Annotated in this window: 8 protein-coding genes; 6 read left to right on the top strand and 2 right to left on the bottom strand. The window is 42.9% G+C overall.

Annotated elements, in window-relative coordinates:
- The first annotated feature begins 67 nt into the window (after positions 1-67).
- From L5M11_RS12355 to L5M11_RS12345, 3 genes are all read left to right on the top strand, one after another.
- A complete protein-coding gene (locus L5M11_RS12355; RefSeq protein WP_263192236.1) occupies positions 68-1,141 on the top strand; it encodes a methyltransferase in 1,074 nt (357 codons plus the stop codon).
- A 152-nt stretch (positions 1,142-1,293) separates the two neighbouring features.
- Positions 1,294-2,298: a TDT family transporter gene (locus L5M11_RS12350; RefSeq protein WP_263192235.1), complete on the top strand. Its 1,005-nt coding sequence runs from the start codon at positions 1,294-1,296 to the stop codon at positions 2,296-2,298.
- Between the two features lie 638 nt (positions 2,299-2,936).
- Positions 2,937-5,588 (top strand): TonB-dependent receptor plug domain-containing protein, encoded by a 2,652-nt coding sequence (locus L5M11_RS12345; RefSeq protein WP_263184828.1) that lies wholly within the window; start codon positions 2,937-2,939, stop codon positions 5,586-5,588.
- A 107-nt stretch (positions 5,589-5,695) separates the two neighbouring features.
- Here the strand turns inward: L5M11_RS12345 and focA are convergent, their stop codons facing one another.
- Positions 5,696-6,691: a formate transporter FocA gene (gene focA, locus L5M11_RS12340; protein WP_263163338.1), complete on the bottom strand. Its 996-nt coding sequence runs from the start codon at positions 6,689-6,691 to the stop codon at positions 5,696-5,698.
- Positions 6,692-7,897: 1,206 nt separating this feature from the next.
- Between focA and pflB the strand changes: the two genes are divergently transcribed.
- Both pflB and pflA read left to right on the top strand, forming a co-directional pair.
- Positions 7,898-10,180, top strand: coding sequence for a formate C-acetyltransferase (gene pflB, locus L5M11_RS12335; RefSeq protein ID WP_263163340.1), 2,283 nt, complete (start codon positions 7,898-7,900; stop codon positions 10,178-10,180).
- Positions 10,181-10,243: 63 nt separating this feature from the next.
- Positions 10,244-10,984 carry a pyruvate formate lyase 1-activating protein gene (gene pflA, locus L5M11_RS12330; RefSeq protein ID WP_105252135.1) on the top strand — a complete coding sequence of 247 codons (741 nt, stop codon included), beginning with the start codon at positions 10,244-10,246 and terminating at the stop codon, positions 10,982-10,984.
- 44 nt (positions 10,985-11,028) lie between these two features.
- On the opposite strand, the gene yfbV is transcribed toward pflA, so the two are convergent.
- Entirely contained in the window at positions 11,029-11,472 is a 444-nt protein-coding gene (gene yfbV / locus L5M11_RS12325) for a terminus macrodomain insulation protein YfbV (protein ID WP_081729091.1), read from the bottom strand.
- A gap of 141 nt (positions 11,473-11,613) precedes the next feature.
- Between yfbV and ackA the strand changes: the two genes are divergently transcribed.
- A complete protein-coding gene (gene ackA / locus L5M11_RS12320) occupies positions 11,614-12,813 on the top strand; it encodes an acetate kinase (protein WP_219234385.1) in 1,200 nt (399 codons plus the stop codon).
- Positions 12,814-12,904 lie beyond the last annotated feature (91 nt).

The raw sequence follows: 12,904 nt of genomic DNA, 5'->3' as shown, positions 1-12,904 counted from the left end.
TCTCAACTGGCTTTCACGGCTAACTTGGTTATAAAGAACGGACCAGCTCGCCAATTCATTCCTTTTTATGTCTTTTTACCGAACACCAAGTAATATCAGCGCCTTCAATGCGAAGTTTGAAGCTCAAAAAATTGCCTTTGGCCCCATCAGCTTTCAAGTCGCCCACTGCCTACTCAAATTCGATGTGCTAGCCCAAATAGATAACGCGGCCGATCATGGGATCACTGCAGCCGAGTTAAGGCAATCCACCCCACTGAGTGAATATGCCTTGGGAGTATTGTTGGATATGGGACTCAGTATGGGTTTAGTTTGGCAAAATGAAAATGGTTATGTGCTCGATAAAACGGGGCACTTTTTACTCCATGACGACATGGCCGCCATCAATCTTAACTTTGTGCAGGATGTTTGCTATCAAGGCCTTTTTAACCTTGATACCGCGCTACTCGAAGGCAAGGCCGCAGGACTTAAGGTGTTCGGTGACTGGAATACCATCTACCCCGCCTTAAAAGATCTACCACCCAAAGCGAAACAGAGCTGGTTTGCCTTCGATCATTACTATTCGGATCATGCCTTTCCACACCTTCTGCCATTAGTGTTTACCCATAAGCCAATCCATTTAGTGGATATAGGCGGCAATACGGGAAAATGGGCACTGAGCTGCTGTGATTATGACGCAAACGTTGAAGTCACGATTATGGATTTTCCGGGGCAACTAGAGGTAGCCACACAAAATGCACTCGCACGAGGTTTTGCAGCACGAGTGCATACCTTTGCCACCGATCTGCTGGACGACTCCCAACCCTTTGTCGAAGGCGCCGATACTTACTGGATGAGTCAATTTCTGGATTGCTTTTCAAAAAGCCAAATCCTGAGCATTTTACAACGTACGGCAAAGGCAATGACATCAAGCAGCCAACTCTTTATCGTCGAAACCTTTTGGGATAGACAGCCATCGGCCGCCTCCGCCTATTGCGTAAATGCCACTAGCCTCTATTTCAGCGCCATGGCCAATGGCAATAGCCGCATGTATCACTCTAAGGATTTATTGGCCCTGCTTCACCAAGCGGGACTGTATGTAGATGAAGATACAGATAATCTTGGCCTAGGGCACACGCTACTACGTTGTAAACTCAAACCTTAAGTTTAATAGCAACATCAAAGTAAATAAAAATTATGTAATGAATAAAATTAATCAAATTTATTTATTATTGATACCCACAGTACACTAAATACATCAAAACAGCGCCCCAAAAAAGCGATGTTAAGCATTGTCAGTATTGAGAGGTATTCAAAATGACTTCAAAACGCAAACGCTGGACATCCCACGCAGCTAAACTTCCCAGCCCTATGGCTGGGTTGGCATTGGCAATTGCCAGCTTAGGTTGGACATGGGAGAACATGACACCTTCACTTAATGGCGCAGGACAACTCACAGGCGCCATCATAGCCTCTGTGTTGCTGTTATTGCTCATGGGTAAATTCATGCTTCATCCTAATATTTTAAAGGACGAGCTAAGTCACCCTGTGATTGGTAGTGTAATCCCCACCTTCGCCATGGGCTTGATGGTGGTGTCTAAATCACTCGGCGATTATTTCCCCCATGCAGGCTTAACTCTGTGGCTAGTCGCCATTGGTATCCATGTGATCTTCCTAAGCGCGTTTATCTATTATCGCGCCATTGATTTTAAACTCGAGCACATGGTTCCGAGCTGGTTCGTACCACCGATTGGCATTATCGTCGCGGCAGTGTCTTTCCCTGTGTCTGACTACCAATGGTTAGCAAATGTCATTTTGGTTTTTGGGATGTTGGCTTACTTAATCATGCTGCCTTTGATGCTCTATCGCCTCATTTTCTGTCAGGCGATACCCGATGCCGCTAAACCAACCATTGCCATTCTCGCGGCGCCCGCCAGTTTATCACTTGCAGGTTATCTGACCGTTTGCGAGCAGGCGTCGATTCCCTTAGTCGCCTTACTACTGAGCATCGCCATTCTGATGACCAGCATCATCTACTTGGCCTTCTTTCACCTACTAAAACTGCCCTTTAGCCCAGGCTACGCAGCCTTTACCTTCCCTATGGTGATCGGTGCAACCGCCCTCTTTAAAACCGCAGCTTGGTTAACGCAGTTCAATAACATGGGTGAGTTAGCGATATGGATAAAATACTTAGCAGAATTCGAACTGGTAATCGCCACCTTAGTGGTTGCCTATGTCGCCCTATGTTATTTAGGACACTACTTTCCACTGCAATTTAAAGTGGCAGAGCTAATAAACAGAATAGAACCAAGTAAAAATTAATTCTCTATTATATGCACTCTGCACACATTAATTAGAAAAACCTACTGAAACTCAAAAGAATATTAAAACACCCCCCTAAAAAAACTGTTCAATTTCAAACCAAACCTATCCTAGGCCTTCTAAAAAAGTGCACATTTAAAAGAATAAACTATCTAACTTAAACAGCATGGAACCCTTTATATCAAGCTCAGCTTCACGAGCAAACCTGAAGATATACGGAATGACAAACTAAATAAGCAACATTTCCTATTTTCTCTATAAAAATAATAAAAAAGTATGATTTAACCAAAAACAAATTAAAACAAAATTAAAACAAAATTAAAACAAAATTAAAACAATATAACAATAACACACTCAATACTTAAACAAAATTTAAACAAAATTTACAAAAAAAGATACGTGAAATGCCAAATAACCATCACTAACGGCATTAATGATGCGCAAACCCTTTTTAAAAAAAACATTTAGTATCAACTTTTACAAATCAGAAACAATTTAAGAAACATTTAGAATGTTGCACTTGTTATTTTCTTGTGGTTATATCTTGAACCTAATTAAAGGTGACACTTATTGGTTACAAAAGTGACTTTTAATAAAATAAGAATTAAACAAAAAAACAAATGTTAAGGGAGAATAGAATGCGCGCAAAATCTACATTAGCCAAAGCAGTTCGCTTTGCGTTAATCAGCGGAGTTGCTACAGCAGCATTATCAACTTCAGCAGTATTTGCTGCTGAAGACGGTGCAAAAGTTGAACGTATTGAAGTAACAGGTTCTCGTATTCAAAGAACTGATATGGAATCAGCATTGCCTGTTACGGTTTTATCGGCTGAAGATATAGCTAAAACAGGCTTAAGCGACGTTTCTGCAGTATTAGCTCAAATGCCATTTAATACTGCGGGAAGTTTTATTAGTGACGCTGGAAGTTCAGCAAGTAACCATGCAAGTTCAGGCATGCGCGGATTAGGCTCTAACCGTACGCTAACATTAATTAACGGACGTCGGATCGCTCCTTCCGCAACATTTGGTGGTGATTCAACCAACCTCAACTTAATCCCTATGGATGCAATTGAGCGTATCGAAATTTTACGTGATGGTGCATCAGCTATTTATGGTTCTGACGCTATCGGTGGTGTAATTAACATAATTCTTAAAAAGACATTCGATGGCTTAGCATTCGATGCAAAATTCGGTAGCCCAACACAAGGTGGACGTGATGAAAAATCTGCTTCTATTACATTTGGTAAAACTGATGATAAAGGTAGTAGTTTAGTTGTTATCGAACATAAAGCATTTGACCCTCTGCAAGGTGGACAACGCCCTCACATAACAGCTAACTGGGACCAAAAATATGGTCGAAGTGGTTTGTATGCTCCAGAAGGAACATATCGTCCTGTAGCATCTCGCCCAGGAAAAGGCGCTGATGGAACATTTGATGACCCTGTTTACACAGGATTACAAGTTCCAGGTAAAGACTGTCCTGCTGATAGAGTTATTACCACTAAAGATGGCTCGGCCTGTGGATTCAGTCATTTTGATGGCACAGATTACTTACCTGAACAAACTAAAGACTCTATTTTTTCAAATATGACTCATCGCATTTCTGATGAACTAGAGTGGTTTGGTCAAGCAATTGTAATGCGTGATAAATCAACCACATCTTCAACAGCATTATGGACTCCTAATCTATATATGGCTGCTGATAACAAGTTAAATCCAACATATGGCACAGCTCAAGCGTCAGAGGTTCAAGCCTATCACCGCTTAAAAGGTGTAGCTGATCGCAAAACAGAATTCGACTCAAATGTAGTCGATATCGTTACTGGCTTGAATCTTGAATTAGATGCTGGTTCATTAAGCTGGTATGTTCAATATTCTGATCAAGTCGTTAATATCGAAACGGACTCTTATGTCTTTGAAGATAAGTTACAAGAAGCTGTAGATAAAGAACTGTATAACCCTTTTGTGGAAGGTGGCAATGCAACACAGGCAACCTTAGATACATTTTTGCATACAGCAACACGTAAAGCGACATCGAACACAACTGGTACAGGTTTATCTTGGGCAGCTTTAGCACCAATAGCATTACCTGGTGGCGATTTAGGCTATGCCGTCGGTGTTGAATATCAAAAAATGGAGTACAAAGATACTCGTGATGCGCAACAAGCGGCAGGCAATGTACTAGGTACTTATGGTGGTGATTCAGCTGGTGACCGAAGCTATAAAGCTGCATTTGTTGAATTAGAGCTTCCAGTTCTAGAAAATTTAAACGTTAAACTTGCTAGTCGTTATGACCAATACAGTCTTCCTGATGTTGGCCAATTATCAAGTTCAATTAACGTGCGTTATGAAGTGCTTGATAACTTAGTATTAAGAGCATCTTATGGACAAGGCTTTAGAGCACCGTCTTTAGACGACTTACTAGGCGAGCCAGCAACAAGTTATGATTCAATAACTGATACCACTCTGTGCCAAAGCTTACCTGATGATCAACAAGCAGGTAACAAAGCATGTGAAGATAACCAGTATTTACGTAAAAGTTCAGGTAATAAAGATTTAGAACCAGAAAAATCAGCTCAATACTCATTTGGTGCAGTGTGGAACATCACCGAAAATATTGATTTTGTCGTTGATTACTACAATATTGAAATCACTGACCAAGTAAGTTATATCGATGCTCAGACTATTGTCGACTTAGAAGCGACAGCTGGTTTAGGCGCCTACGATCCAAACTACATTTATGTAAAACGTAAAGCTGATGGCACAATCGATGAAATTGGTGCTGGCAACATCAACATGGATGGCGTACAAACCTCAGGTCTTGATGTCTCTTTTACGTCTAAATACGATCTAGGCGCTATGGGTGAGCTGAAGTTCGCAGTTGAGGGTACATATGCACTTGAATATTCAGAGCAAGCAAGTCCAATTGCTCAACGCTATGATGTTTTAGGAACTAAAGGTTATCCACCACTGCGTTTCAATACTACATTTAGCTACGCTATTGACGATTTTTCCGCGTCTTTAATCGCTAAATATATTGATTCTTATGATGGTGAAACACCACAACAGCAGGAAGCCGGCACTAATAAGCAAGACTTCTCTTCGTTTACAACTTGGGATATGACACTTAACTATGACTTCAACAATTATGGGAAAGTCACTGTAGGTGCACGTAACTTATTTGATGCCATGCCAACAGTTAACTATAGCTTAGGTTACCCTGGATACGACACTGATACGCACAACATCTTAGGTCGTGTAGTATTTGCAGGATACAAAGTTAAGTTCTAATATCGCATTTCTCAATTAGAACTAGAACCTAATCAAAAAACGGCATCTTCGGATGCCGTTTTTATTTACTTCATTACTTTCACTTCAGACTGATAATTAAAGACGTTTTAAGAATGTTTAGTCAGCTTAATCTCACTCTGATGCTGAGTTTTTTCAGTATGTGAATGTGGTGCAGAAAAGTGTTCATGATGAGCTTTGTGTGATTCAGCCAAGGTGACTTTACCCTGCTCTATCCACCAATAACCTAAACCAACAATCACACCGCCACCGACAATATTGCCTAAGGTTACAGGTATTAAATTATTGAATATAAAGTTTGCCACGGTTAAATCGGCAAATTGTGCTTGAGTAACCCCTAAAGACACGAAGAACTCTGGGCTGGCGATAGATTGGATCATCATGCCCATAGGCACCATAAATAAGTTAGCGATACTGTGTTCAAAGCCACTACTAACGAACATAGCCACAGGTAAAATTAACAGTAATGATTTCGTCAGTACATCACGGCTAGCAAAGGTCATCCACACACCTAAACACACCAACATGTTACATAAAATGCCTAAACTAAAAGCTTGGACCCAAGTATGGTGCAGTTTGTGCTGTGCCACTTTAAGTGCATTTAATCCCCAATTACCACCATCAAGCTCATACATACCTGCGGCAGTGATCAAGCAAACCATCAACATGGCTCCGACAAAATTGCCGGCATACACGCGGCACCAACATTTGAGTAATTCAGCGCCAGTGACCTGTTTTTGTGCCCATGCAACGGTACTGAGCACAGAACTGGTGAACAGTTCTCCACCGCAAACAACCACTAAAATTAAACCTAAACTAAAGGCTATTCCGCCAACGAAACGAACTAAACCCCAAGACGCATCGCCTGCGCCAGTGGTTACGGTTAAATAAAAAACAAAGGCTAAAGCGATAAATGCGCCAGCAAACACGGCTAAGCCAAAGGACTGCCAAGGTGCTTTAACCACTTTGCTTGTCCCGTAAATTTCAGCCTGATTGTAACAACTAAAATGAGCTGAAACCTGTGGCGCTTCATGTGCGCTGTTTGTCACAGTTGGAACTGATGACGATGGATTTGGGCTTTTCATTGCATAACTCCAACTTCAGATAAACAAACTTGAACGCGTAGCATAGGTATCTCCAGCAGCGCCATTGCGCAGATAATACGAATCAAAACCGAGATAATGATTTGCTTAAATGATGATTCACTAAAGTCTCGCTTTGTATCATACAACGCGCTTATGCTGTGAAGCAGATATTGCTAAAGCGTGATGCTATTCACACCCAAAATGTGAAAACTTTGAAGCCAAAAACACAAAAGGTTAATTGGTCTTACCATGGTGACACAATTTTCATCGCGAGAATGTGGCTTAATTAAGATGGTATACGATGCAAATCCTGCACGTTTCCATCTCATATTTAGTGAACTAACGCTTAAATTAATGCGCTATAGATTCAAGTTAACCTCAGCAATGACACATTAAATGACCAAGAGCTTGACGCGTGTCTCTCGGTATTCATTAAATTGAACCGATACTTTAGCATTTACAGTTTAGTCCAACAGCAAGTAACAAGTTGCCTGCATCATAGCAAACTACTGTATTTAGCCACTCTTTAACCCTTCCTGAATGATTTAAGCATTGCATGCTTTATTTGATGGCGTTATGACATGCCGTCTCCTAAATCGACACTAAGTTAGCAAATAAAAATAAATTAATACAAATAGCTAACATCAAACTTATTTTTAATATCATAACCACTGCGCCTACTGTGACAGCTCCCATTATCGAGCCGTGACTCCCACCAATCAAAATCAGCCTATACGAGGATAGATTTATCCTCGCTAAAGGTGGACAGTAAATGGGAACAATATAGGCAGGCTGATTTAAGAGATAATGGGGTTCAGATGTCACACCAACTTAAAAAGCGTGCCGTATTCCCTATTGTGGTAAAAAAATGCTACCTAGCTAGCAAATTTGGGATTAACAGAGCATAAACCAAGCCGTTTAAGATGCGATAGCGACAGACCTATGTTAATATGCCTATGGACAATTGGTCTTACCAATTATAAAGATTTATCAGTAGCCGATAATCAAAGTAAGCGAATATTTGTCATCTTATCGGGTATCAATAGACAGACTTTTGGAGTGACGAGCGCTTCAAAATCCAGTTCCCATCATAGGGCGTCATCATGAAGGGAGCTTTATTTCAGGAATTAGCTATTGGCTTATACTCAGCATTGCTTAACGCTGATCGCCAATAACCTTTTATCTCAACCAGAAGGTATTAGTACGATGACCGACAAAACTGAACTGTTTGCCAACGCATGGGAAAGCTTTACTCCTGGCGATTGGAAATCTGAAGTCAATGTACGTGACTTTATCCAACAAAACTACGCGCCTTTTGAAGGCGACGAGTCCTTCCTCGCCGGTGCCACCGAAGCGACCACAAAATTGTGGGATAAAGTCATGGAAGGCATCAAACAGGAAAACCGTACCCACGCGCCTGTTGATTTCGACACTAAGATGGTTTCAACCATCACTTCCCACGACGCTGGCTATATCAACAAAGAATTAGAAACTATCGTTGGCTTACAAACAGACGCGCCGCTAAAACGCGCTATGTTGCCTAACGGTGGTATTCGTATGGTGGAAAGCTCATGCGCCGCCTACGATCGTGTACTGGATGAAGATGTTAAATACGTTTATTCAGAACTGCGCAAAACCCATAACCAAGGTGTGTTCGATGTTTACACCCCCGAAATTATGGCCTGTCGTAAATCAGGTATTTTAACGGGCTTACCCGATGCTTATGGCCGTGGCCGTATCATTGGTGACTATCGCCGTGTGGCACTTTACGGTATCGATTACCTGATGAAAGATAAGTTTGCCCAATTTAGCTCACTGCAAGCGCAGTTCGAAGCGGGTGAAGAGTTATCTAACGTTATCCAACTACGTGAAGAAATTGCCGAGCAACACCGTGCATTAGGCCAAATGAAGAAAATGGCTGCCAAGTATGGCTTCGATATTTCTCGTCCAGCGACCAATGCACAAGAAGCGATCCAATGGACTTACTTCGGCTATTTAGCTGCAGTGAAGAGCCAAAACGGCGCTGCCATGTCATTAGGTCGTACCTCTTCATTCCTCGACATCTATATTGAACGTGATCTGAAAAATGGCACCTTAACTGAGCAACAAGCTCAGGAAATGGTTGACCATTTCGTGATGAAATTGCGTATGGTGCGTTTCCTACGTACCCCTGAATACGACGAATTGTTCTCAGGCGACCCAATTTGGGCGACGGAGTCAATCGGCGGTATGGGCTTAGATGGCCGTACGTTAGTGACGAAATCAAGCTTCCGTTTCTTGAACACCCTTTACACTATGGGTCCAAGTCCAGAGCCAAACATCACAGTATTATGGTCAGATAAACTGCCAATCGGTTTCAAAAAATATTGCGCCAAAGTGTCTATCGACACTAGCTCAATCCAATACGAAAACGATGACTTAATGCGTCCAGATTTCCAATCAGACGACTATGCAATCGCCTGTTGTGTGAGCCCTATGGTTGTGGGTAAACACATGCAGTTCTTCGGTGCTCGCGCTAACTTAGCGAAAACCATGCTGTATGCGATTAACGGCGGCGTAGACGAAAAACTGAAAATCCAAATTGCCCCTAAAGCAGACATGATCACAGACGAAGTGCTCAACTTTGATGATGTGATGAATCGCTTAGACGGTTTAATGGATTGGTTAGCGACTCAATATGTCACTGCACTGAACTCAATCCACTACATGCACGATAAGTACTCTTACGAAGCCGCGCTCATGGCGCTGCACGACAGAGACGTACGTCGCACTATGGCTTGTGGTATTGCGGGTTTATCTATCGCAGCCGACTCACTATCTGCCATCAAATACGCCACCGTAAAACCGGTTCGTGATGAAAACGGCATAGCAGTTGATTTCGATATCAGCGGTGACTATCCAAAATTTGGTAACAACGACCCACGTGTAGATGATATCGCCTGTGACTTAGTTGAACGTTTTATGGCGAAAATTCGTGACCGTAAAATGTATCGCAATGCGATCCCAACGCAGTCAATTCTGACCATCACCTCAAACGTGGTTTATGGTAAGAAAACCGGTAACACACCAGATGGTCGTCGTTCAGGTGCGCCATTTGCACCGGGTGCAAACCCTATGCATGGCCGTGATGAAAAAGGTGCAATCGCTTCTTTAACCTCAGTGGCAAAACTCCCATTTGCCCACGCTCAAGACGGTATTTCTTATACCTTCTCAATCGTGCCAAATGCGCTGGGTAAAGATGATGATGCTCGCCGTACCAACTTAGCGGCATTGATGGACGGATACTTCGACCACAATGACAAAAAAGAAGGTGGCCAACACTTGAACGTCAACGTGATGAACCGCGAGATGCTCGAAGATGCCGTTAAGCATCCAGACAAGTATCCACAGCTGACCATCCGTGTTTCTGGCTATGCAGTGCGCTTCAACTCACTGACGCCAGAACAACAACAAGATGTGATCACGCGTACATTCACAAAAGGTCTGTAAGCTAAATTAGTCAAGGCTGTAGTACACTGTGCTACAGCCTCACTTATTTTAACAGGAGTCACAATGGCAGTTATCGGTCGGATCCACTCGGTGGAATCCTTTGGCACAGTAGATGGTCCCGGCATACGGTTTATCACCTTTATGCAGGGCTGTTTAATGCGCTGCCAATATTGCCACAACCGTGACACTTGGGATCTTGATGGCGGAAAAGAAGTTCTGGTCGATGAGTTAATGAGTCAAATCATAAGCTATCGGCCTTTTCTCGATGCCAGCAATGGTGGTGTTACGGCCAGTGGTGGTGAAGCCATTTTACAGGCCGAATTTGTCGCCGAATTATTCACAGCCTGTCAGCAAGAAGGTATTCATACCTGTTTAGATACCAATGGTTTTGTACGTAAGTACACGCCAGTGATTGATGAGTTGCTCGACCATACTGACTTGGTCCTGCTCGACATCAAGCACATGGACGATGAAAAACATATTGAGTTAACTAAAGTCAGCAACCATAGAACATTACAGTTTGCGCAGTATTTAGCAGAGCGTAATCAAGCGACATGGATACGTTATGTCGTAGTGGGCGGATTTACCGACGATGAAGCATCGGCATTACAACTGGCCGAGTTTATCAAGCCCATGAAAAACATTGAAAAGGTAGAGTTACTACCCTATCACGAATTAGGTAAACATAAGTGGGAAGCCATGGGCGAAAGCTATCAACTCGATGGGATATCCCCCCCGAGTCGAGAAACCATGGAAAAGATCAAAGCGGTATTTGTCCAACAAGGGATTAACGCGATTTATTAATCCACAGTAATAGAAAAGCCAAAACGGATAACCGCGGCAACGGCCTAAAGTTCTTCCCAATAACTGGCATCTAAACGCTCAAAGGCTATTTTTAAAATCAGTGCCATATCGAGGTAACAGGCCTTAGCGCCTAAAGTGTGGCAATTGATACCCATGGATGACAACTTCGCACTCAACTGGTTAATCCAGTCGAACAGCGTTAACGGTAATGGATGGCGAGCTCGCCAGCCTAACCACAGCAGCCCCTGTAACGGTAAGCTGATGAAAAATAAACCGAGAGTGACAGCTTGGGGCAGAAATGCCCAACCGTGAATATACAGCTGGCTCATGCTCACAAAAATCGCCAGCACTGGCATCACCAGTATGGCGAGCTGAGTTGCTCGGACGACCCGATACTCAGGAAAATAAAAACCCAGTTGTCTAACCATAGGCCAAGTCTTCATATACTGATGACCATCACCTAAGGTTTTGAGGATCTTAATGCTCAATCTTAGACACCAACTACAATGGAATACTGCTCTTACCATAGCACAATCTGGCGAATCGCCCCAAGACTGATATGGTAAAAACACCGCAGTTCCTCATTATTTTGAATCGTTATATTAAACACAATGGCAAAGGGTTTACACATGTCAAATAAACTGGTTTTAGTTCTCAATTGCGGTAGCTCTTCTCTCAAATTTGCCGTCATTGACGCGCAAACAGGTGACGACCAAATTTCTGGCTTAGCCGAATGTTTTGGTTTAGAAGACTCTCGCATTAAATGGAAAATCAACGGCGAAAAACATGAAGCAGCCTTAGGTGCATTTACGGCTCACCGTGAAGCAGTTGAATACATTGTTAATAAAATTCTTGCGGAACAACCTGAATTAGCAGCAAAAATTCAAGCCGTTGGCCATCGTATCGTTCACGGTGGTGAGAAATTCACTCGCTCAGTGATCATCGATGAGAGCGTGATCAAAGGCATCGAAGACTGTGCTTCATTAGCCCCACTGCACAATCCTGCTCACCTTATCGGCATCCGCGCGGCAATGGCCTCTTTCCCTAAATTGCCACAGGTTGCTGTATTTGATACCGCTTTCCACCAAAGCATGCCAGACAGAGCTTATGTCTACGCCCTGCCTTACAAGTTATACCGTGAACACGGTATCCGTCGTTATGGCATGCATGGCACGAGTCATTTATTCGTTAGCCGTGAAGCGGCAAAAATGCTCAACAAGCCCATCGAAGATACCAACGTGATCTGTGCTCATTTAGGCAATGGCGCGTCAGTGACTGCCATCAAAGGCGGCAAAAGTGTCGACACTTCTATGGGCTTAACCCCATTAGAAGGTTTGGTTATGGGCACGCGTTGTGGCGATATTGACCCTTCAATCATCTACCACTTAGTTCATCAACTGGGTTACACCTTAGAAGAAGTGAATAACCTGATGAACAAGCAAAGTGGTCTGCTGGGTATTTCCGAGCTGACCAACGATTGCCGTGGCATCGAAGAAGGTTACGCCGAGGGCCATAAAGGCGCGACCTTAGCCTTAGAAATCTTCTGCTACCGCTTAGCCAAGTACATCGCCTCTTACACTGTGCCACTGGGCCGTTTAGATGCAGTCGTCTTCACCGGTGGTATTGGTGAAAACTCAGATTTAATCCGTGAAAAAGTGCTCAACATGCTGGAAATATTCAATTTCCATGTCGATAGTGAGCGCAACAAAGCGGCGCGTTTCGGTAAGAAAGGTATCATCACCCAAGATAAAGGCACGATTGCCATGGTGATCCCAACGAACGAAGAATGGGTTATCGCCGAAGATTCCATTAAACTTATCAACAAATAAAAAGGCCGAAGCCGTTTGCTCACCCAAACGGCTTTATACCTTACGTAGCCGTACTCACAAGCAAATTTGCAGAAACTATTCTGCCAAAAAC

Source organism: Shewanella sp. SM87, assembly GCF_025653705.1.
GTDB classification, from domain to species: domain Bacteria; phylum Pseudomonadota; class Gammaproteobacteria; order Enterobacterales; family Shewanellaceae; genus Shewanella; species Shewanella oncorhynchi.
The sequence above is the reverse complement of the archived record's forward strand: the minus strand, read 5'-3'. Positions and strand labels throughout refer to the sequence as shown.